Here is a 22585-nt window from a genome sequence, read left to right as displayed (position 1 = left end):
GGGCGTTCCCTACAGAAGTGCAAGCCCGTTCCTGCGCCCCGCCCTGCTTGGCAATGCGAACACGCCCGGTAATAATCGCAATCATGGACCGCGCCACGGCCCCAAGCCATTTGCCGAAGCTTCGTTGCCGAAGCGCGTTTCTGGCGCGCGCGGCGTGGGCCTATCTTGCGCTGGTGCTGGCAGTCGCCCTGCTGCTCGACTTGGCCGGCGATTTGTCGTGGCCCGCGACGTTGATTGCCTTCGGGCCGCGCTGGCTGGCGCTGGTGCCCCTGGCGCCGCTGGCCGCCGGAGCGATCACCCATTGCCGCCGGGCTATCGTGCCCTTGCTGTTGGCCGCCTGCTGCGTGCTCGGCCCTCTGATGGGGTTTTGTCTCCCCTGGCGACGGCTGACGGCTGCGGCCACCCAGGGCGCTCTGCCGCTGCGCGTCGTCACGTTCAACGTGGGCGACGTCAAGGACTTCTCGGGGCTGATCGGGTTCCTGAAAGACGCCGCCCCCGACGTGATCGCGCTGCAGGAATGTCCCTATCCGGCCCCGTTGCGGGCGGCATTCCCGCACGGTTGGTTTACCGCTCGCTACGACGAGCTGTTCGTGGCCAGCCGTTACCCAATCGTGAGCACGTCGATCGGGCCGGCGGCGACGGGCCAAAAGGCGGCACCCGCGTTTCGCTGCGACATCGAGACGCCCTCGGGCATCGTGCATATCTATTGCCTGCACCTGTACACGATCCGTAGCGGCCTCAATCGGGTGCGCGACGAATGGTGGCGCGGCGCGGCGGAGCTCAAACGGGTAAGCGGCATCCGGAACGAGGAATCGCGGCTCGCTACGGACTTCGCCGCGGGATCGGAGCCCAGCTTCGTCGTCGGCGACTTCAACCTGACCAGTGAGAGCGCCGTTTTCGGGCGCGATTGGGGTGATTGGCAAGATGCCTTTTCGGTTGCCGGATTCGGATTAGGCTATACGTTCGCCGCCGGCCCGATCGGACTTCGAATCGACCACCTGCTCGCCGACAGACGCCATTCGTGCGTCCGTTCGTGCTGCGTCGGCCCCGACTTCAATGGCGAGCATCGCCCCCTGGTCGCGGAACTTCTGTTGCTGAACGACTCGTGAGGAGTCTGTTGGCAGGAATGAGGAAACGACGGTTTACGCCCATCACTACTCACCTCCTGCCCTCGTCGGCATCGCTGCTCCCAACCAATCGCCGATCGAGAAGTTCGAGCGACAAGAGCAGTTCGGCGTAGGTGCGCTGGAGCGTGTAAAGCCAGCCCGGCCAGCCGTCGAACAGACAACCTTTCACCAGCAGCGTATATACGAAAGCGGCCGGCGCCGCGGGCCAGATCAACCGCCGCAGGCGGTCGGCCAGCGAACCGGCGCGACCGTTGATCTCCATCAGTTTCTCGGCTTCCAGCTTGGCGTAATTCCGTTGCGAGTCGAGCCAGCGCGCCAGCGACTTGCGGTCGTCGTGCAGCAGATACCCGCGCAAGAACTTCGCGGCGCCGTCGAACAGCAGTCGTTGGGTGTGGCCATCCTGGACGTAATGACCCCTGGACTTTCGCAAGAGAACCGCGCGGGGCGGGTAGAGGCTGCCGCGCAGCGGCCGCCCTTCGACGCAATAGCGGAAGCGCGCGAAATAGGCCGAAACGCTCGGTCCGGGTTGAAGTTGCGAGATTTCGGCGCGCAACTCGTCGGTCACGACGTAATCGGCGTCGAGCGCCATGACCCAATCGGTCTTGATTCGTTCCAGGCCGAAGTTGCATTGCTCGGAGAAGCTGTCGAACCGGCGCTGCGCGAAGACGACATTGTCAAACCCTCGCGCGATGCGCTCCGTCTCGTCGGTGCTGAAACTATCGAGCACGAGCACTTCCCGGGCCCATCTGAGTTGGTCGAGTGCGCGGCGGAGATTGGGCGCTTCGTTGAACGTGAGAACGAACGGTGTGATCTGCGACAGCATTCGCGATCAGCCTGAAGTACGGCCGGTTTTGCCAGCGGTTTTCAAGATCACCGGCTATGCGGCCCCTGGTGGAGCGCCGCCAACGGCTCGCCCACCGTCGGCTGGTCCGGCCCTGCGGATGCAGCCGCCGCGCGGTCGAGTTCGCGCAGCCGGAAAAGCATTCTCAGGTCGCGGACCGCGTCATAACAGCGGTAGGCGACATTGAAGGGGATGGTCGCGACGTCCGCGATAAGCCTCACCTTGACCTTTTGCCAAAAGCTGACTCTCAGGGACGCCCGGGTCGGATCGAGCCATTTGCGCGACGCTGGGAATTCCCGGCTTAGTGTTTCGACCATCGATCGGTATCGCCGCTGGAGATACCATCGCGCGGCGGGCGGCATATCCAAGGGGGGAGTCACGAAAACTCTCGCTTGGACCAGCTCATCGGTCCATGCGGGCGACTCGGGAATATCGAGGAAAGCGCAAACTCGCCTGAGAACAGCCCGCGGTTGTTCTTCGACGTCTTCGTGGAACAGCACCAGCATCTGTTCGGCCGGGAAGTGCCGGCGCCAATTTGCGAGAATTCGATCGTAGCGCGTCAATCGCGTGTTGCGCGATGTTCCAAGGTTAAAAACGCTGCAAGTGTGATCGTTCGGTGTGAGTCGGCGCTCGCTGAAGTGGTGGCTCCCCTTGCTCGTTTCCATGCGCGCCTGCGACCACGCGCGCTCGTCGGGCCTCCTCAGGACAAGAATTAGTTTCACGTCCGACAAGTAGCGTTTGATGTAGGCGATCGACTGCGGCTTCAAACAGGAGTAAGTCGGAGTCTTCTCGCCCGAGATGGTTGTTTGGCCGCTCGGATCGTCGAACAAATCCTCGTACCACGAACTGGGGCGCTTAAGAATCTCTCGGTCGAAAAAGCCCATTTCGGCGCCCCTCGGCACCCAGATCAGGTGGTGCTCGGCGAGTACGTTAGCGAGCCACGTCGTCGCCGCCTTCTGAGCGCCAATGCAGATCCACGTGGGTTTCCGAGGCATACGTCTATTTCCGGCGGGCGTGCTGATAGAGGTCTCCGGTCCGTTGGCCGGTCGGGCATCCGCTACTCAAGCACCTTCAAATAGGTTGATGAGGGGAAATGTCCGGGTGCGGTCTCGAGCCCTTGTTCGTTTCCGGCGGGACGATAGTTCGGAAGTATCCGTTGCAGCTCCTCGGCGCACGCGTAGTGCAACATGGACAGCGACGCCGCAATGGCAAATCGGCGGTTGTAGGTCAGAAAGGCCAGCAAAAGAGCACTTTCGTGTCCAAAAAACAATTCGCTCGACAACAACCGCCGAGGGTAATCATACGGAAACACGACGTCGTGAAAGTGGACCCAAGTTCCTGTCGGGAGTAGAGGCAGCAGCTCGAGGATGATGCGAGTCACTTCGCCGGCAGGGCCCAGCGTGTGTGTGGAATCGACGAAGAACAAATCGCCCGCCGAAAGCTCGCCGGGGATTTCAACGTGCGCCTCCTGGACTTTGCTCTCAACCAGCCGAATCTCGCCGTTTCGCGCCGCCTCCCGCAGGAAGCGGTTTGGGTACGGCTCGATGCAGATGATTTCTGGCCGGTAGCCTGCATCCTGGGCTGCGAGCAAACATACGGCGGTCGAGACCCCACAACCGATTTGCACGATTCGTGCCGGGCGATGGAAGGCCACGAAGCAGAACAAGAAGTCGGCTTCGATCACGCCGAAACCTTCGTCGCCGCTGCGGCCACATGCTTGCTGATGCACGGCCGCGTTTCGCATCCGCCCCACGAGAGGCTCGGGGCATGTGGCGCGCACAAAGTCCAACTGCTCATGGCAGTCCGCGCCGGCGACGCCGATCATCGGCAACGGCCTGCGCCATTGGCTTGTTTTTCGCAAACTGTCGATGGCCGGGATCTCCGAATAAAAGTGCCGCGGTAGCACATCGACGCCCATACGCTGGCCGAGAACAAACGCGCGACGCATGCTCGATTTCACGAACTTCTTGAAGACTCGTTTCATACTGCTTTGTGCCGGCACACCTGCCGGTAGAGTTCCGCCAACTGCTCTGCGATTCGCCGCCAAGTGAAGTGCTTTTGGACATATCGCCTGCCGCATTCTCCCGCGCGCGTACGACGCGAAGGCTCGGCAAGCCACAGATCCAAGCTGGCGGCCAGCTTGCTTGCGGCGGGTTCGATCACCGATCCCGCCTCGGAGGCGGTCACGTGCTCGGCGAATTGCACTCCCGTCGTGACGACCACCGCCTTGCCCCGCGCCATGGCCTCGGCCACGACAATACCGAAATTCTCCGCGTGGCTGGACAAGACGAACAGGTCGGCGCCGTCGAACGCCGCCCAGCGTCGCGATGGTGGCACCGGACCAAGGAGTGCCACCTGGCCGTCGAGCTGGAGACGACCGATTTCGCTTTTCACCTGGCGCGCGTATCCGGGCGCGTGATCGTCGTCGCCGCCGACGATCACCAGGAAGGTGTCGGTCTTGAGCTGCGCCAGGGCGGGCAAGAGAAGATCGACGATCCCCTTTTTGGGGTGCAAACGCGAAAGGTAGAGCACGATCGGGCGATTGCCCGCTTGCGGGCATTGCTCGCGCAGCCAACCGGGTTCGACGGGCGTCTCCCAGGCGTCGGCGCCAATGCCCAACGGGATCACGTCGACCGCGGCGCTCACTCCGAGTCGAAGCACTTCCTGCCGTTCGCCTTCGCTGGTGACGTGAAAGCCGGCGGCTCCGCGAATGTTTCCGCGTTCCCGCAACCACCAATAGGCCCGCTTCTTCCACTTCGACTTGCGCCAGGTATAGCTGGAGAGCATGCCGCAGGGGCGAATCACGTAGGGCACTTCAGCCCGGCGAGCGGCGCGACAGGCGGCGGCAACCGGGTGGTTCCAGTTGCTATGAGTTTGAATCACGTCGTAATCCCCTGCATGGCCGTTCAGCCACTCCGCCAAGCCGCGAGAGTATTTCAGGTTCTCGCCCTGGGTCCGACGAAAGAGATGGACGGTCCCCGAGGCGATGTTCTTCGAGGTGGGGGGCAAGTCGCCCTCAGTCAACCGTCCCCCGGGACCATCCGCATCCGTGGTGGCAACGTCAACGTCAAGTCCGTCCAACTCGCGCAAAGCGCCGACCATCGGCCAAATGGCCGTGCTTGGCCCGCCGTAGCGGGGCGCCACAGCGGGAATGACGTGCAGAATGCGCATCGTCATGGAAGTCGGTCTCGCAGATAATCGCCCAGAGCCACCAGCGCCAGCGCCCGCGTCCACTGTGGGCCAGCGGGTTGGCTCACGAATTCATCCCAGACGCGGCGGACGGCGGACGGGGCAAGCCCAGCCTGTTCCGCACAGGCCGTTAGCGCCGGCCCACAGCGGCTGCGAAGCGGGCCGAGCAACCATTGCGCCAGCGGCAACGTGAAACCCGTCTTTGGCCGGTTCGTAAGTTCAGGCCGCAACAAATCGGCGAACGCGCGGCGTAGCAGATGCTTGCCCAAGGCGCGCGGCGGCAACCGCACCGCGCCGGGCAGTGAGTACACCGCGTCGAGCAACCGGCGGTCGAGGAAGGGCACGCGAATTTCCAGTCCGTGCGCCATGCCCATCACGTCCGAATCGCGCAGCAGCATGTTCCCCTGGTAAAACCGCGACTCGAGTTCCGACACGGCGCGCACGGAGTCGGATTCGTCGAAGCCGTCTGCGGCGCTGGGGTGCTGGTAATCGTTCGATAGCCCCAGCGCCGCCGGCGTCAGCCCGAGATCGCCCATCTCGCGGTCCGACAACAGGCGGCGGCGATGGAAATAGAGCTCGCTCAGGCTACCCGCGCCGCCCATCATTTCCGAAAACTTCCGCCGCACCGCCCGCGGCTTTCGCACTGTGGCGGCGGCGGCGGCGCCGTGGCGGACGGCGGCAGGGCACCAGGCGAGTCGCCGTCGCAATCGGGTGAGCCGGGGCACGTCGCGGAAGCTGGGATAGCCTCCGAAGAGCTCGTCGGCGCCTAGTCCGGACAAGGCGACCTTGATTCCTTCTTTGCGCACCGCCTGGCCGATCACGAACGTGTTCAATCCGTCGATCGACGGCTGATCGGCGGCAGCCAACCATTCCAGGGCCGCCGCTTCCGCCTCGGCGGCCGGCAAATTGATCGGCACGTGCCGCAGCCCAAAGCGGAGGGCGGTGTCAGCCGCCAACTCCATTTCGCTCATCTTCGGGTTGTCGCTGAATCCGACCGTAAACGCCTGAATGTCGTGGCTGTGCTTGGCCGCCAAACCGGCGACGATGGTGCTGTCCAGCCCGCCCGACAGGAACACGCCGACCGGCACGTCGGCCACCAAGTGATCATGCACCGCTCGCTCGAGGATCCCGCGCACCGCGTGAACAGCGTCGCGTTCCGCGGCGTCGGAGCGCAGTTCCGGGAAGCTCCAAAAAGGCCTCGGCGCCGCCTTCGTCCAACCGCCGGCGGTCGCGGTGAATTGCTGAAACGTGCCGGGCGGCAGCGATGTGACGCCCTCGAAGAGCGTGAAGGGGTGCTGCACGGCGCCGTAGGCCAGGAATCCCGCCAGTCCTCGCCGGTCGAGCGACTTGGACACAAGGCCCGACGCCAGCAACGCCCGCACCTCGCTGGCAAAGGCGACGCCTCCGCCTTTCGTCGCGGCCACGTACAGCGGCTTGATCCCCAAAGGATCGCGCGCCAAGGTCAACGTCTTGGCGCGAACGTCGAGATAGGCGAAGGCGTACATTCCCTCCAGCCGCCGGAGCGTGTCGGCGGTGCCCCATCGCGACAGCGCCTTCAAAAGCACCTCGGTGTCGCTTCGACTGCGGAAACAGCTCCCTTGGCTTTCGAGCTCATCGCGCAGCGCCGCGAAGTTGTAAATCTCGCCGTTGTACACGATCGTGCTGCCGGTTTCGGGATCGGTCATCGGCTGGCCGCCCAAGGGCGACAGGTCGAGGATCGACAGGCGGCGGTGAGCCAGACCGAGGAATTGCGGGCCAAACGCGTATGCTTCCAGACCGTCGGCGTCGGGGCCGCGGTGTACGAGCGCGGCGCTCATCGCCGCGCAGCCCGCGCGCACGACATCAGCGCCTACAGCGATCATTCCGGCAATACCACACATGTCAGATTATTTGTCCAGTCGCCGCGATCATGATCTCGCACAGACTACTGGCGGGCGGTTTTACTTGGAGAGCTTTTGGGAAAGCGTTTTCAGTATCTCGCCGCAACAAGCCATCGGTTATGCGGAATCGGCCTCTGCTCCGGTACAATCGTACGCCACCAGGCATTCTGAACAATTTCAACTTTATAGCCCGTCTCGGTCAGCAACTGGGAGCACGCCTCTTCCAGATCCTGTGAGTGAGTCTCCACGATCCAGCGAACATGAGCTCGATCAAGGACCCTCCTGGCCCCTTCCAAAATCGTCGCTTCGGGGCCATCCACATCGATTTTGATCACGCACGGAGTGCTTATAACCGCCGATAAAGAATCGAGCGAGCAGGTATCCAGAGAGTCTTGTTTACCGACGAATTTATCGATGATCGTCAGGCGTGGGTCATCGTGAAGGTCGTTCAGTTTCAGGTTGGTTGTCAGCCCTTCTCTGGCTTCCGGCGATGGTTCAACACTAAGGATCCTCGATGCCTTCGTTCTTGCCAAGAACCAAACTGTGTAAGCACCAACGTTACTGCCAATATCGATGGCGGTCACGGCATCGGAAGTGAATTTCTCAAACCACTTAACCAGTTCGCGCTCGCTCAGGCCCAAGTATAACTGGGTGTCGCAGGTGAGATCCAAGTTCATGACGAGGTTCTTGAGGAGACCCGCCTTGATTCTTCTCGGCGCCCGGCCACGCGGCACGACGAGGTTTTTCATTTTGGATAAGAATCCGCTAACCATCGAACTAACGTTCCATTGTTTGGTTTACGATGCTATCCAACGCGGCACGAAGTCGTCGCTGAAAGCTTGCCGCGGTGTAATTTGCCTCATACCGCCGCCGCGCCGCGATCGACCAGTTGCGCCACTCGTCGCCGTCGCCCAACAGCCGCACCAGGGCCGCCGCCAACGCGCACTGGTCGCGCACATCGACCGCCAAACCCGCCTCGGGCGGGTTGACCACTTCACGGCCTGCGTCGCAGTCGCTGACCAGGCAGGGCCGACCGAGACGCATCGCTTCGAGGTAGACCAGCCCAAAGCCCTCCCCACGACTCGGCATCGCCAGGCACCTCGACGCGGCCAGCAACTCGCCTTTGCTTTCTTCGCTGACTCGACCCAGGAACCGCACGTGTTGGCCCAGGTTTCTCTGGCGGACCATGGCTTCCAACTCGGGCCGCAGGTCGCCATCGCCCACGATGTCGAGCCGGGCGCTGGGGATGCTTTCGAGAACCCGGGGCCAGGCCCCAATCAGCTCGCGGTGGCCTTTGTAGTCCTCGGCTTTCGACATCCGCGCCACGATCGCGGCCGAGGGTGTCGCGGCGGGCGTCGGACTGACGCCCGCGAGCGGCCCGCCCACGCCAAGTCCGGTGGTGACATACGGACGGCCCCGAAGGTAGGGAGCGTGTTCCAGGCAGCGCTGCCAGGTGTAATCGCTGATGCTGAGAAACAAATCGACCCGGCGGAGCAGCCGCCGTGTACACCAGCCGTGCGGCCGCCAGAGCTCGATGCCGAGACAGAACATGACCACGCGCCCCCGAAAGCCGCGGATGAACGGAAGGAGCTTGAGCATGTCGATGTGCCAGACCAGCAAAATCTCGGCCTCCCAACGGCGCCGAGCGACGCGGCACAGCAGACGATGCTTGCTCCCGTCAATCACCGATTGGCGGGCGCCCGCGGCCGCGCCCGAAGGATCGGCGCCGAAAACGATGGCCTCGAACGGGCCCTCGGCGATGACGGGAAGCGCCGTCAGCGAGGCGATTTGTATCCCGCCTGCCGCAGGATCGAGCCCGGGAAAAACCGCCAATAACCTGGCTGGCCGCCTGGCTGTGCCGCGCGTGAGCGGTACGCTCGAAGGTTCGACAAGCAGTGGAGTTGCGGGATTCATCAGATCGACTTCAAGCCTGAATGCCCGCTCGTTTCAGCACGGCCACCAGCACAGCGGCCGCCGCGCACGACCCGACCGCTTCAGCCCAGGTGTTGCCTGGCTGCAGCGCGGAGATGCCCACGAGATGATAGAACACGTAGTCCCAGGTGCGGCCGCACCTTAGCGCCGCGCCGGCGCGGAAATCAAGGTGGCGGACAATCGCCCCGAACACAAAAAACCCCAGGCCGATGCCCGCCATTCCGAAGTTGATGTACGATTCCAGGACATTTCCCACCCCCACAGCCGTGTCCTTATCGAACGTCATCCCGGTATATTTCGACACCAGGTTTCCGCTCCCTCCAAAAACCGGCTTTCCGGGCCAAAGCACACGTGGAATCCAGGCGACGGCGGCAATGGCCAGCGTCTCCCCGTAGGCCGGCTCGGTTTTCTCTTGCTCCATGAAACGGATCGCGCGTCCCACCAGCCCGTTCTGGTTCAACCTGCCAGCGATCGCATACAGGTGCTCCGCGTTCCAGGGGTCGAACAGTTGCGCGCCGGCAAACACCCTCGCGAAGGTCTCCACGCGCCTTGTCAGGCCGCTGCCGCCCCACACCTGCTTGCGAATGTCGTTTCTGGCGGCCATGTAGGTGACGTAAACCGAGAGCCCCAGCCAGACGAGAACCGGTGCCACGGCCAGGGACCACCAGCGCAAGCGGACGACGCGGACGAAAAAGCTGCCCGCCTGCACCAGGGCTGTCACCCCAAAGCCGATGAACCCGGCGGACGCCGCGGTGATCAAGGGAAACGACAAGGCCCCCACGATCAAGCGCGAGCGAGAAGCAATGCCGCGGCGTCGCCACGACCCGGCCAGCAAGCAGAGGCCCACCACGGCCAGGTTGCCGCCGGCCGAGGTGATGCTCCCCGGAATCCAGCGGGCCCTCGATAAAACGAAGTACGACAGCACGCCGATCAACACCAGGTTGCGCCCGCCACTTCGGACTGGAACAGCCGCCCCCCGCCGCCGGGCGCGGCGGACGTAGGGCAGCCCGTCGAGAAACCAGCTTCCCAGGCAGAACGCGCCTAAACCCAACGTGCTCGCGGCGAACCCCGCGATCGTGTCTGCGCGAGTAATACCGACTTGAGCAAGATACGGATCGCGGGACGGATCGAACCAGGGGAGCAGTTCCAGCGCCGCGCCGCAGTGCCCCACCGATAATAACGCCACATAAGCCAGCGGCAGCCCCACGCTGTCCATCTGAGGCCGCCGGCAGCGCCAGAACACGACACCGCAGAGCAGGCCCCAAGTGAGTACGCAAAACGCCAGCACTCAGGTTGCCTCTCGCCGATCGCGAATCGACCGAACGAAGTCGCGCGCGTATTCGCTCCAGTCGCGCGAGAACTCGCGTTCGCGCAGGCGGCGCACGGCCGCCACTAGCTCCGCGCGGTCCGCGTCGAGCCGGCGGACGCAGTCCGCCAGCGCGTCCGACCGAGAAGGCGGGATGATCCAACCCGTAAGTCCGTTTTCGACCAGGGCCGAGGCCCCGCAACTGGTGGTCGTGATCACCGGCAAGCGCGACGCCAGCGCCTGGGCGACCACGGCCGGGGATCCCTCTTCCAAGGTTGGCAGCGCGAAAAGATCGGCCCAGGCGTACTCTTCGCGCAGCGAGGCTTCCGGCACTTTGGCGCGAAACTCCGCGCGCGCGCCGATCGAGCGCGCGATGCCCGCGGCGTCCGAGGCAATGCTGCCGACGAAGCGGAATTGGGCGGCCTGGCTTGCCCCTTCGAGCATCTCGCCCCAAAATCGGGCGCCTTTTCGCCGGCAGAAGGTACCGGCGCAAATGACGCGCAGCCGCTCGCCCGCGGTCAACCGCTGCAAGCGCGCCTCGACAACCGCGGCGGGCGGCCTGAAGGCCGAGACGTTCACGGCGGAGTAAATTAGATCGAGCTTTTCGCGCGGCACCCCCGCCCGCACGAACGAATCGAGAGAAAAGGGCGCCAAAACCTGAATCAGATCCGCCCGCTCGTATTCGCGCTCCTCGCGGGCCACGATCCAGTCGGAGGGCTGCTCCACGCGGCGTCCGCCGGCGCGCTCTTCCTCGGCGAGAATTCGTTTTTGCTCGCGAATGTGCAGCGACAGCCGCAGCAAAACGCGCAGCGTCTCGGGAGCGTCGAGGCCGTCGAAGAGGTCTTCGGCGACGCCGCTCATGCAGGCGACGGCGTCCCACCGGCCGTGCGCGGGCACAGTCCGGGCCGCCCAGCGACCAAACGCCGCGTTCGTCCAGCGTTCTCTCAGCCCTGGGCTTCGGGGGAGCAATTTCGCCAAGGCGCGGCTGGCGACGCCGTGGGTGAGGCAGTTGACCACGCGCCGGCGCGGCACGCCGAACCGCTCGCAGACGCGCTTCGGGTAGTTCGTGAACAGTGTCACGTCGTGGCCCTGGTGAAGCAACTCACGGGCAAGATCGAAGATGTGAAACCGGCCATGGACCACCAGGGCTATGCGGAGCGAAGTCATCGGGTCGAGACCGTTTCGAGAATCGTTTGCAGCCGATCGGCATAGGTGTTTCGTCCTTCCACCGCGATTCGCCGGTGCGACGCTTCGGCCGATCGCCGGCGGCGCTCCGGATCGGCGAGCAATCGGCGCGCTTGCTCGATCATTTCGCCGGTTGTACTGAAATAGGTCACGGTGTCGGCGAAGATTTCGCGGTGCTCCGCCGTGTCTTCGACCAGGAGGCAGCCTCCGCACGCCGCGGCTTCGAACGATCGCATGACGTGGCCGTCGCGATTGGCGCGCCGCACGAGAATCAAGTTCACGTCCGCGCCACAGGTCGCCGTTCGCAACTCGCGCGGTCCTACCTGACCGGCGCAGGCCGAGCGGGTAACCGGGTCGCGACCCCAATAACTACCGTGGATTCGCAGGCGAAACCCCGCGTGGACCAGCTCGCGCAACAGCGGGATGCGGTCGCGATCGCCGCCCCCAACGAAGATGATGTCCGCGCGTTCGCCATTTATGGTCGTAGCCTCGCGGAACGAGAATCGTGGGTCGTAGGCGAACGGCAGGTAATGCACCGCGCGCGCCGCGGCGCGGGTGAAGTCGTCGACGTTCGCGCGCCGCGGAGTAAACACGTGGTCGTAGTAAGGAATTGACCGATGAAAACGTCTTGCCCGATGGGCCGGGCTCCAGGGATCGTCGGTCGAGTAGTTGGCCGTTTGAGCTTCCAGTCGCCGAGCCAGCATCAAGGTGTCGGCGGTCACCGGACAAACGCCCAGGGTCAGCAGCAACTGAGGACGAAACCGGTCCAGTTCGAAACGGAGCGTTCGATTATACCGTCCGAGCCTCGGCGGCCGATGGTCGAGAAGCCGCCAACTCAAGGTGCGGGCGACCTGCCCGGCTTCGAATGCACGATTCGTTTCGAGTACGCGCAACTCCCAACCGAACTCGGGGCCGACGTGCGAGAAACTGTCTGCGATGTTTGTGCCGCCTAGATTGCCACAGAGCAGCAGACGCGGCCTGGTCGTCATCGGGGCGTCTTCACGAGCCAATGCAGCCGCCCCTTGATTCGTGTGAAAACGCTTTGCGGCACGATCAACCCGGCAACGGTGGCCGCCCAGTAAATCATCCAAACACGAGCGCGACCCAGCATGCCCAGGGGGACCCCGGCCGCTGTGCGGACCGGCCTCATCCCAATCGCCACGCCTGCCGCGTATCGCCATGACTGCACCTTGCGGTACTCCGTCAGCCAGAACGGATAAGTGATCCCAAGCAGTTGGTCGAGAACCGCTTCATTCCATCGCCGCTCATCGGGGCCGGCGTAGGGGGCGATCGCGTCCGCGACCAGCCGGCCGATCTGGCCGAGCGGGAGGGGCCGCTCGACGATCGGGCATGGCCAAACGCGCGGGCGCCGAGCATAACTGTCCACCTGCTCGCCCGGCGCCGGAATGTCCTTCCGCACGGCCGGCACGTTTCGCTCCAGCAGATCGCGCCCGGCCGCGACGATTCGACTGCCGATATACATTTGGTACATCTCGCTTCCATCCCATTTGTCGGTGGCAAGCGACTGGGCAGCGTCTCGGTCGATCGCGATGCCGCTGACAAAGCTGTAATTGCGAAAGTGAAACGCGGCCACGCGCGGGCCGCCGCCGTAGTTTTTCGTCGCCCGGATGGCGTAAGCGCGCCGCCCGCTCTGGTAGTCGCAGTAGTCGCTAAGCACGACTCCAGGGCCATGATGCGTCCGGATGTCGGCCCAAAGCTGCGCGAGTGTGTCCGGGTTGGCAAACGCATCATCGTTTCCCATCAGCACGCAGTAATTCCCGCGGGCCAAGGCGATCGCCGAGCGCAAATTCGCATCGTACCGCAGGTTAACCGGCGAACGGTAAAAGGCGAAGGGAATTCCCGTTGCCAAAAGCGTGTCGACGAGTTCGGTCTGGCGGCCGTCGGGCGACGCGCCGTCGGAGATGCAGATCTCGAAGCTCCGGTGAGTTTGCCGCGAATAGCTTTCGACGGCTTTCAGCAGAAACGACGTGCGGTTGTACTGGGGAACGCAGATGGAAAAATCCGGCGGTGCGCCGTCCCGCCGGAACTCGATCAAATCACGCTCGGAAGACAAGGTCATCGGAACCTCCACGCAATCCGGCAACGAGCGACTCACAGAGAATCGAGTAGTCGCCGCACCGGTTCGAATTGCGTTTCGTAGTTCCAGTCGTCCAGCACACGCCGTTGCCCGGCCGCGCCCATCGCCCGGGTCTGATCCGGATTGTCGAGCATCGCCCGCAACGTCGTGGCGATCGCTTCGGACGAATCCGGGCTCGTCAGCCGGCCGCATCCCGCCGTGTGGTAAAATTCCGACCATTCCGCGCTTTCGGTCAAGAGCAGACTTAACCCGCACGCCAAGTAATCGAACGGCTTGTTGGACGCGCCCGCCATCGGTTCGCGAAACGATCGCGGGAACAAGGCAAGCCCGACGTCGGCTTTCGCCGCCAGCGCGTAGAGCCCTCGACGTGTGCTGGGCGTTCCGACGTATTCTACACGCTCGCCGATGCCCAATTCTCTCGCGCGCCCGAGAAACTGCTTTACGAACCCCACATGACCGAGGGTTTCGTAGCCGGCAAACCGCATCCGCGTGCATGAAGGGAGCAACGCCAAGGCGTCGATCACGGTAAGTGGAAGCTGCTGGCCATTGAGCGATCCGTGGTACCACAGTGTAGGTTCGGCGGAGCGGATTGTGTCCTGGGGTGGGACTACTTCCTCCCGGGCCGGACAATTCCAGACGCAGACGGCGCGACGCGGCTTGAGCGCCGCCACGAACCGGGAGAGCCGCTCCTTTTGAGGCACCACGCAGGCGACCGCGATGCGGGCCAGTCGCCTCCGCATGGCGTGGACCACGCCTAATGCCGCACTGGTCGGCGGGCCCGGTGTGTCGTGCTCATGGTACACCACCGGAACTCGAAGCAAGTACCAGGCCAGCACGCCGACGGGCGCGCTCAATGGATCGGAGCAGTAGATCACGGTGGGGCGCCAAGCGACGCACCACGCGATGCACCATCCCACAAACCTGAAATAATGCAGCTTTTGTCTCCAGCCGCCAGGCTGAAAGGGACGCAGCCGCACGCCGATTCTCGCGTGCGCCGGGAAGACCAAATCGTCGGCGCCGTCCGCCCGCGTTCCTAAAAACTGAACGTGCCAACCGCCCCCGGCGAGGATTCGCGACGAGTGTTCCAACGGTGGATACGCGGCAGGATTCGTGTACTGTACGTAGAGGATTCGTTTTCGTTTGCCCATGACGTTCAGCCCTTGTCCGCGTGCAGCCAGCAAAGCTGGTCCGCTCGTTCCGCGGGGAGCGCCAAGACGGTCCCACGGATTCCATCGGGATTCGGCCAGCCCACATCCAGCCGCTTGATTGGCTCAAACGTCTCCTGTCGGAACGCGGCGTATCCCCAATCAGCGAGGAAGCCGCCGACGGCCTCGTCCTCTTCTGGATCGTGCAGGTCGACGCAAAGGGCGGGGCGATGCCTGGCGAAGGCGCCCGCGGCGCCCGCCAAGGCGGCGCCCGCGTAGCCCTCGATGTCGACCTTTAAGAACTGCGGCGGCCGCAAACGCCCCGCCGCGATCAAACTGTCGATGGTGTCGCAACGCACGGTCATCGACGCCTCTTCCTCCGCCGCCGCCACATGACCGGCTCCGTCGTGGTGGCCGGTGGAAAACGGTATGTCCCCTTCATGATCGCTCAGGGCCAGCTTGAGAATGTCCACATTGTTGAATGCGTTCAGTCGCACATTTTCCAAACAAGCCGCATGAATTTCAGGATGCGGTTCGAATCCGTAAACGTGCCCGCCCGCTCCGACCAATCGCGCCATGAGCAACGTGTGAATTCCGTAGTTGGCCCCCACATCGTAGGCCACGTCGCCAAGCTTGAGCAGCCGCTTCATAATCGTTTGCAGCCGCGGCTCCCAGCCGCCGAAGATCGGCGCCAACCCGTAATTTGGAAAGATTCGGTACCGCAGTCCGGCGGAGGGACCGAGCAAAACCGTCCGAACGGCGCCATCGGCCCAAAGGGTGTTTTTGCAGAGAAACTTCGCGGCGGTCTTCAGGGGTGCAAGCATGATGGCAACGGAATTCGCGTAGGAATCACAACGACCTGCAATAAATCTCCATAAAACGATTACGCCCGGCCTCGACGATTCTGGACATCGTCTCATACGGTATCCATTGATCCAATTCGAATTTTGCTGGAGGTTCTGTAGTACAATAGTTGAACTCCGCTGTCGAGCAACGCTTCGCCAGGATGGAAAGACACTCGGTCGTCTCTGCAGCGAACTCGGGCAGGTTACATTCAAAACTGAGCAAGGGAACCTGCTGAGTCAAACCTTTGACTACATGCACTTCATATCCTTCAACGTCTATTTTGATGTACGATGGGACGCCGTGTTCCCTAATCAACCGATCGAGCGTTATGACTGGTATATCGACAATCGCCTTGACCGCTTTCGCAGGCCGGCCGATGGCGCCGCCAGTGGCAAGCGCCGCGGCCCAGCTCGGCGAAAACGTGTTGTAGCAGTCCGCATCTTCAAAGATATGGAATGGCAAGGTTCCTTCCTCGGCGCCCACCCCCTTATCGACGATGGCGACAGCCGGTTTGTTCAAAAAGCGTTCTTTGAGTATCCTTACGGCTGTTGGATCGGGCTCAACAGCCAATACCCGTTCAACCAGGCGCGAGAAAATCGCGGTTTTCGAGCCCCCATTCGCTCCGATGTCGAACACGAGTTTCGCATCGACTGCCTCTAGCGCCTGCCGGTAGAATTCCTTTTCCGCTTCCTTTTGTCTGCTGTGATCACGGTGCTGGATTCTAAGATAGAGGTGGTAAAGGCGCGAATCGTTGAATCGAGGTCGATTGACCACCTTTTCCAGTAAAAATTGAGCATTGGCCTTCACCCACTGCATTGGTCGTTCACTTCCAGCGAATTGCGTGGCGCGACAAGGCTTCAAGCTTTGGCAAAACTTTTCGCGGAGTTTTCGGCGGCCGGTTCGCAGGCGCGACGGTAGATGGCCGCCATCCGCTCGGCGAGCGAGCGCATTCCACGCACGGGCACCACGGGCGCCGGACCCGGCCAGGCCAACATCCGCTGGACGGCCGCCGCCGCCGCGCTCGCATCGCCGGGTGCAAAGAGGCAGGTCGCCAATCCCGCGGCGGTCATGAAGTCGCGGATGCCTCCGCGGTCGGCGCCGACGACGGGCGTACCCTCGTCCCAGGCCTCCAACAACGTCAAGGGCCCGGTCTCCGCGCAACGGCTGGGAATCATAATCAGATCCTGCTGGCGGATCCACGCTTCCAGATCCTGGCCGCGCCTTTGCCCCGCGTATCGCACGAAAGGCGCCCCCGCCGCGAACATCGCCTCCGCCCATCGCCGATCGGTCTCGATCGGGCCGAGCCACTCGCCGACCGCGTCAACGCCGCTGGCGCGAAGGTCGCGCACCGCCGCCGAAAACAGATCGGCCCCTTTGGCGACGTTGATCCTGCCGAAATACCCTAGACGCAGCGGCCCACCGTTTCGCGCCGCCACGGGCAGGCGCAACGTTCGCTGCCGGTCATCGCCCGGAAGCCCTTGGCGCTCAAGGGCGATCCGATCGGGGGCCAGGCCATTGGCCACCAGGACGTCGCGGCAGAAATCCGCGCAGGCGATCACGCGGCCCGCGCCGCCGAAGAACCGCGCCCAGCGCATGTTCGACTCCCTCAACATCGACGGCAGCGCGGCGCGCGGCAGCAAGGGCGAGTCTGCGATGACTCGGTGCGGCAACGGACTGAGCGACGCCAATTGGGCCAGTGGCTTGGGCCACCCTCGACCGTGCAGGCTGCAAGCCGCGCATTGCCTGGCGTCGAGCCGTCCGTCGCAGACGTCGCCGCCCCAACGCAGCAATGTGCCGCGAGCGCACGACATGGCCGCCGTGTGGTACGTGATCACATAGGGAACGTTCTCGCGCCGACAGCACTCGGCATGATCGCCGCCGGCGCCCAAGGTAAAGGCGTGGAAATGCACGACGTCGGGCTTCCAACCACGCAGGAAATCTCGAAACCCGCGCGGCTCTGCTCCGGCAAATCTCGTGTACAAGTGGCTGCGACGCGGTGGCGGGAGCGTCCCCAACGGAAATGCGTTTTCCGGCAGCCCCGCCGCGGTTTCGCTGTGCCAGACGACGGCCGTCGCGTGACCGAGCTCTTCCAACAGCTTGCACAATGATTGCACGTAAACTTCCGTCCCACCGAGCGTGTCGGGGAAGTAGCTCGAAGGCAAATGGGCGATTCGCAAAATGTTCTCAGGCGGCCCGGACTGGAATTGTGGCGTAGACAACGAAATCATGCTTTTCGGAGCGGCAAACTTGGCTGAACACGTCGAATTGGGCAAACACCTGCTCATGAACGGGATGCAAATACAAGACATAGATTTCGTTCGCGGGCCCCGACTTCAGAGACTCTTGGACGTTTGCGAGCAAGGCCGCCAAGCAACTCGCGCCGAAAGGGTTGAACAGGTACAGCACCACCTTGTCCGTCGCCGGCGCCCATCTTGTGCCATCCGCGTGAAGACACTCCACTTGACGGCGGCTGCCAGTTGTCGTCCTATACTGATTAACGTTCCTGACTGCGGTTTCGTGTAGTTGTCGGTCGAACTCAATGCCCACGATCCTCTTGAATCCGTATTGTGCAGCCAGCAAAAGCGTTCGGCCTTTGCCCGACCCCACATCGACAAACGTGAAGTCGCGATAATCGATCCCCAACGATTTCAGCATCGCGCCAAACACCAACGGGTTCGACGCTTGGTAGTGGGTTGCGTCAGCGAAGGTCGAGTACGGTATGTCGTCTTCCGCGAGAATCTTGATGCCGCTTGTGTCCACGTTGAAGGCGTTGTCGAAGCGGTTCTCGCTGCGTTCTTTGCGAATGTTCGTCGGCGACAACCTCTTCACGTGAGTCAAGAGACGGCCGCGGCAGACTCCCAGCGTCGCCGGGAGTCCACGGTCCCGGAGGGAGCGACGGAGTCTGGCGGGGAGACGACGACATCTTGCCAACCACGAGCTGAACATGGGCGGACCCGGCGTCAGAAAAGCGGCAGTGCGAATGGGTTCGGCCGGCCGCGATCGCCGTACAAGCTGGTCACGACGTCGCAATAATCGCGGTTGGGCATGGCGAGAAACGCCTCCGCGGCGCCGGTTCTCTTGGCCCTCACGCTGTGTAGAAACCCTCGGGTCATCGCGGCCCCGCGGACGAAATTAAGGTAGTCGACCGTGTTGAGTTGGGTTTGGTAGAGCGCCACGAGCGCCAGCTTTTTGTCGAGCCAGTCGGTAATGTCGAGAACGGAGTTCGGCGGACAGAGGGTCCAAATCTCGTAGCCCAGCACGATACAGTCGATGTCTCGGCAGGACCATGCGAAGAGCGCGTTTGTCGCACGGTGATCGCCATGGTTGTCGAGGTACCAGGGCAACAGAACCACATCGGGGCGAAGTTGTTCGACAACTCGCCCCAGCGCGTCGGCGCTCTCGGTCGTAAGCGACGCTTGCCCCGCCGGAAGATCCAAGTAGTGAATCGATGCGGCGCCGATCATCGCTCCGGCGGCAATCAGTTCTTTGCGTCTGGCGGCGATGAGCTCTTCCTGGGAGCACGACTGGGCGCAGGCGGGGCCTGGGGAAAGTTGCCCACCTCCCTTGCCGGCGAACAAATTCACGATATGAATTTCGCAGCGACCTTCGTGCGCCAGAAGCAGGCCGCCGGCGCCGATCGACTCGTCGTCCGGGTGAGGCGCGAGCACGACCAGGCGGCGGCCGATGGGCGCCTGCAGACGGGCGACTTCGCAACTTCGCGTCAAGGAACGGTGCCATGCCAATCGCTCGTCCTCGGTTCCGCGCAGCAACTCCGGCTTGATGGTTCCCAGAAAACGGCGATAGGTCGTAAGCGAATGCCACAAAGCCCGCGGGTGCAGCGGTAACAGCCGCTTGATTCGCTTCAGCATGCTACGCACTGTTCCGCGAATCCTTCACTCAACTCGTAGCGCCCGTGAAGCAATTCCCGGCCCGCGCGTGTCTCAAACTCGCGCACCTGTCCGCGCGTCAACTCTTGCCGCCAGACGCCCAGACGCGTCGGATCGAGTTGCGACTTGACCTTCGCATGGTGCGGGTCGCTCAATTCATCGCGTCCTTCCACGCCCTTGCCGCTATGGAATGTGAGCATCGACTCTTCGAAAGGCAAGTCTAAAAACGCGCAAAGGTCGGTCAACGTTTCTCGGGGGCGCGTCACTAAATCCTCATAGCGGACGTACCTGCACCGCGGGTCGCGCTCAAACGGATAAAAGGCGTTGACGTACAACCGCCAGACGTCCGCGCAGTGCGTCATCGAAAGCATCCCGGCCGCGTCGTGCGTGCGGTCGTAGCGCTGCCGCGCGAGACGATCTTTCTTCGGCGACAAATGCGCAACATCCCGGTCTTCGGCCGCGAGCGGCCACAGGCCGACGAGACGGCGCTCGTTCTTGCGAAACGAGACGGCGACGTCGCGGCCGTCTCGGCAGAGGTAAATAAAACGGGCGCAGGGGAAGCGCTGGAGCAAAGTCGGCAGACATAAGGCATATCGCGGCTGCTTGGTCGCGAAGCGCGAGACGTTGCGGCGTTGTTTCTGGTCGCGCATCACAAACTCGGTAAACTCCCCTCGATTATCGAAGCCTCGGGCCTCGTCGACCAACGCCGCCAAATCGTAGCGGTATTGCTTCGCCACTTGAGGCAAGGAGAACTCCTCGTCCAGCAACAGCGCGTCTTCCGCGCCGCAATAAACCTGCGAGTGGCTATTCAACATGACGCTCATCATCGTCGTGCCGCTACGGCCGCAGCCGCCAATGATAATCGGGTCCTCGGTGGAGACGGGATGGGCCGCGAGCCATTCGGGCGACACGTAACGTGTCGCCCGAAGTCGGCGGGTCTCCGCTTGCACGATCCGCCATAACCTGGGTAGGTAGGAGTCCACGGCAAAGCCAGGAATCGCCATGTGTCTCAGAGTCCTTGGTTGGCGGTCGGGATTCGCCGGGTGGCAAAAACAGTGTTGTCGAGCACCGTACGCTCGACGCGGTATCCCAAGGGAAGGAGGTTCGCGCGCACCCAGTCGTCGCCGGGCACCGTCTCCAGAATCAAGACCGGCAAACAGCGACCAATGGTCCGCATCGCCCCCTCCAATGCCTCCTGTTCCATCCCTTCAACGTCAAGCTGGATGATCTCGACATTTCGATGGGCCGGAAACACGTCGTCGATGCGAGTCATTTCGACCGATTCCGTGCGAGCGCAGCCGATCGTCCGGTTCGAGATGATTTGACTCAACCCTCCCAGCGGCTGGCCCCGTTCATCCGTTGTGCGCATCATCGAAGCCCCGCGGGCGGCGCCCAAGCCGGCATGAAAGAGGTTGACGTTCGTCAATCGGTTTATTTGCGTCGTGATGCGGGCGCACTGGTAGTTTTCGGGATTAGGTTCAAACGCCCACACCCCGGCGCCGGCCGCGCGCGAGTTCGAAAGCGCGGGCAAAAAGTCGCCAAAATAGGTTCCGGCGTGGATGACATCGCCCCCACGCGCCATCATGAATTCCAGCGTTTCGCGTTCCCAAACGCACCCGGCGAGGATTTGTTGCGCGCACGGGCGGTAACGCGACGCCAGGGGCACGCAGTACCCGCCGTACTCATTGTAGGCGATGCAACATTGCAGTACAGAAATCGCGTCGTATTGCATGGTCGCATGGCGAGGCGTCTCCAAATACTGCCGTTTCAGACCGCGCTGGGTCCACCAGGCCGCTGGTCCGGGCAGCAGCTTCTTGGCCGTCGATCTCGCGGCGCGCGAGATTCCTTTTTGGAACGGGACAAGTTGCATTGGACTACACGATCGCGCTCGATATCGCCGGCGTCGGAAGGCCTCCGCGGTCGGGGTGGCGTTCCTCGACCTGGAACGTGGTCGGCAAGGGCACAATGCCGTGCGGTTCACACTCAAAGTAAACGCCGTTCATGTAGGGATCCGACGGAGGAATTGAGAACCGCAAGGCGTTTTCAGCCCAAAGCAGCGCTTCGACCCGCGGCTGCGAGAGCCAGAAGGTCACGCTGTAATCGCCGCCCGCAAGGAACCGGCTGACGGATTCGCATCGAAAGGCGCAAGTCACCGATCCCTTCGCGCGATCGATGACGTAATTCGTCATCATGGGGGCGATCATGCATGCTCGAACACCGCTCAACGTGTCGATTTGAAAACCGACGCCGATATTCGAGCGCGGTCGGTGCGAGATAACGTCGAGCCGGAGCGTCAGGTCAACTTCATTTTCAGCGTTGGGCGTGAGCTCCGCCACACAGTTGGTGATTCCAACGGCATGCGCGTCGTCGAAGAAGAGTTTGTGGCGGGCATCGGTATCCGGCATGTATAGCCCGCTCTGGTAATCCGCGATGACCTGGTGGGCGGACGCGGCACCAAGCAGTCGTCCGTCCTTGAGGAGGATCGCCTTTTGACAAAGCGCGGCTACGGCGGCCAGGTTATGGCTCACGAACAGTACGATCCGGCCGCCCTTGGCCACGTCGCCCATCTTTCCCAAGGACTTCTTCTGGAACTGTGCGTCGCCGACCGCCAGCACCTCGTCGACGACCAATATTTCCGGCTCGAGGTGCGCCGCCACGGCGAAGGCCAGGCGCACGTACATGCCGGACGAGTAGCGCTTGACCGGCGTATGGAGGAATTTCTCGACCTCGGCAAAGGCGACGATCTCGTCGAACTTGCGCTTGATTTCCGCGCGCGTCATGCCGAGGACCGCCCCATTCAGGTAGATATTTTCGCGACCGGTCAGCTCGGGGTGAAAGCCGGTGCCCACCTCCAGCAAGCTGGCCACGCGGCCGCGGAGCGTCACGCGGCCCGCGCTGGGCTCGGTGATCCGCGAGAGGATTTTCAATAACGTGCTTTTCCCCGCCCCATTGCGGCCGATGATGCCTACCGCCTCGCCCCGCCGCACCTCGAAGGAGACGTCGCGCAGCGCCCAGAACTCTTCCGACTCAGCGCGGGGGCGGAGCGCTTCGCGCCTGAGCGCGCGGCCGGCGGCGTTCCAAAGCCCGCGCGCCTGGCGGCTGAGCACGTCGCGCAGCGCCGTGTAGCGCTCGCGCGGGCCCGCCGCGCC

General features: G+C 63.1%; 21 protein-coding genes. 1 reads left to right on the top strand and 20 read right to left on the bottom strand.

What is annotated here, in order from left to right; all coding sequences use genetic code 11:
- Positions 1–83 precede the first annotated feature (83 nt).
- Positions 84–1109 carry an endonuclease/exonuclease/phosphatase family protein gene (locus VNH11_23060; protein HVA49263.1) on the top strand — a complete coding sequence of 342 codons (1026 nt, stop codon included), beginning with the start codon at positions 84–86 and terminating at the stop codon, positions 1107–1109.
- Between the two features lie 49 nt (positions 1110–1158).
- Here the strand turns inward: VNH11_23060 and VNH11_23055 are convergent, their stop codons facing one another.
- The 20 genes from VNH11_23055 to VNH11_22960 form a co-directional block, all read right to left on the bottom strand.
- Entirely contained in the window at positions 1159–1950 is a 792-nt protein-coding gene (locus VNH11_23055; protein HVA49262.1) for a glycosyltransferase family 2 protein, read from the bottom strand.
- 47 nt (positions 1951–1997) lie between these two features.
- Positions 1998–2963 carry a sulfotransferase gene (locus VNH11_23050; protein HVA49261.1) on the bottom strand — a complete coding sequence of 322 codons (966 nt, stop codon included), beginning with the start codon at positions 2961–2963 and terminating at the stop codon, positions 1998–2000.
- 62 nt (positions 2964–3025) lie between these two features.
- A complete protein-coding gene (locus VNH11_23045) occupies positions 3026–3652 on the bottom strand; it encodes a class I SAM-dependent methyltransferase (GenBank protein ID HVA49260.1) in 627 nt (208 codons plus the stop codon).
- A 296-nt stretch (positions 3653–3948) separates the two neighbouring features.
- Positions 3949–5145: a glycosyltransferase gene (locus VNH11_23040; protein HVA49259.1), complete on the bottom strand. Its 1197-nt coding sequence runs from the start codon at positions 5143–5145 to the stop codon at positions 3949–3951.
- Entirely contained in the window at positions 5142–7037 is a 1896-nt protein-coding gene (asnB, locus tag VNH11_23035) for an asparagine synthase (glutamine-hydrolyzing) (GenBank protein HVA49258.1), read from the bottom strand. Before asnB ends, VNH11_23040 begins: the two co-directional genes overlap by 4 nt.
- Positions 7038–7126: 89 nt before the next feature.
- Positions 7127–7786 (bottom strand): FkbM family methyltransferase, encoded by a 660-nt coding sequence (locus tag VNH11_23030; GenBank protein ID HVA49257.1) that lies wholly within the window; start codon positions 7784–7786, stop codon positions 7127–7129.
- A 28-nt stretch (positions 7787–7814) separates the two neighbouring features.
- Entirely contained in the window at positions 7815–8951 is a 1137-nt protein-coding gene (locus tag VNH11_23025) for a glycosyltransferase family 4 protein (GenBank protein ID HVA49256.1), read from the bottom strand.
- A 10-nt stretch (positions 8952–8961) separates the two neighbouring features.
- Positions 8962–10257, bottom strand: coding sequence for a hypothetical protein (locus tag VNH11_23020; GenBank protein HVA49255.1), 1296 nt, complete (start codon positions 10255–10257; stop codon positions 8962–8964).
- Complete coding sequence (locus VNH11_23015; GenBank protein HVA49254.1) at positions 10258–11442, bottom strand: glycosyltransferase family 4 protein; 1185 nt, start codon at positions 11440–11442, stop codon at positions 10258–10260.
- Entirely contained in the window at positions 11439–12449 is a 1011-nt protein-coding gene (locus VNH11_23010; GenBank protein HVA49253.1) for a glycosyltransferase, read from the bottom strand. Before VNH11_23010 ends, VNH11_23015 begins: the two co-directional genes overlap by 4 nt.
- Positions 12446–13540, bottom strand: a complete 1095-nt coding sequence (locus VNH11_23005) for a glycosyltransferase family 2 protein (protein HVA49252.1) — start codon at positions 13538–13540, stop codon at positions 12446–12448. The genes VNH11_23010 and VNH11_23005 overlap by 4 nt, the downstream gene beginning before the upstream one ends.
- 32 nt (positions 13541–13572) lie before the next feature.
- Complete coding sequence (locus VNH11_23000; protein ID HVA49251.1) at positions 13573–14739, bottom strand: glycosyltransferase; 1167 nt, start codon at positions 14737–14739, stop codon at positions 13573–13575.
- Entirely contained in the window at positions 14712–15527 is an 816-nt protein-coding gene (locus tag VNH11_22995) for an FkbM family methyltransferase (protein ID HVA49250.1), read from the bottom strand. The genes VNH11_23000 and VNH11_22995 overlap by 28 nt, the downstream gene beginning before the upstream one ends.
- A 25-nt stretch (positions 15528–15552) precedes the next feature.
- Positions 15553–16365 (bottom strand): FkbM family methyltransferase, encoded by an 813-nt coding sequence (locus tag VNH11_22990; protein ID HVA49249.1) that lies wholly within the window; start codon positions 16363–16365, stop codon positions 15553–15555.
- Positions 16366–16406: 41 nt separating this feature from the next.
- Complete coding sequence (locus tag VNH11_22985; protein HVA49248.1) at positions 16407–17768, bottom strand: glycosyltransferase; 1362 nt, start codon at positions 17766–17768, stop codon at positions 16407–16409.
- Entirely contained in the window at positions 17734–18309 is a 576-nt protein-coding gene (locus tag VNH11_22980) for a class I SAM-dependent methyltransferase (GenBank protein ID HVA49247.1), read from the bottom strand. Before VNH11_22980 ends, VNH11_22985 begins: the two co-directional genes overlap by 35 nt.
- Before the next feature lie 200 nt (positions 18310–18509).
- On the bottom strand, positions 18510–19418 hold the full coding sequence (locus tag VNH11_22975) for a PIG-L deacetylase family protein (protein ID HVA49246.1): 909 nt from the start codon (positions 19416–19418) through the stop codon (positions 18510–18512).
- Positions 19412–20440 carry a sulfotransferase gene (locus VNH11_22970; protein ID HVA49245.1) on the bottom strand — a complete coding sequence of 343 codons (1029 nt, stop codon included), beginning with the start codon at positions 20438–20440 and terminating at the stop codon, positions 19412–19414. The genes VNH11_22975 and VNH11_22970 overlap by 7 nt, the downstream gene beginning before the upstream one ends.
- Positions 20441–20445: 5 nt before the next feature.
- Positions 20446–21306 carry an FkbM family methyltransferase gene (locus VNH11_22965; GenBank protein ID HVA49244.1) on the bottom strand — a complete coding sequence of 287 codons (861 nt, stop codon included), beginning with the start codon at positions 21304–21306 and terminating at the stop codon, positions 20446–20448.
- 4 nt (positions 21307–21310) lie between these two features.
- A complete protein-coding gene (locus VNH11_22960) occupies positions 21311–22543 on the bottom strand; it encodes an ABC transporter ATP-binding protein (GenBank protein ID HVA49243.1) in 1233 nt (410 codons plus the stop codon).
- Positions 22544–22585 lie beyond the last annotated feature (42 nt).

This window comes from Pirellulales bacterium (genome assembly GCA_035533075.1).
Lineage (GTDB): Bacteria > Planctomycetota > Planctomycetia > Pirellulales > JAICIG01 > DASSFG01.
This window is presented reverse-complemented; position numbering and strand designations above follow the sequence as displayed.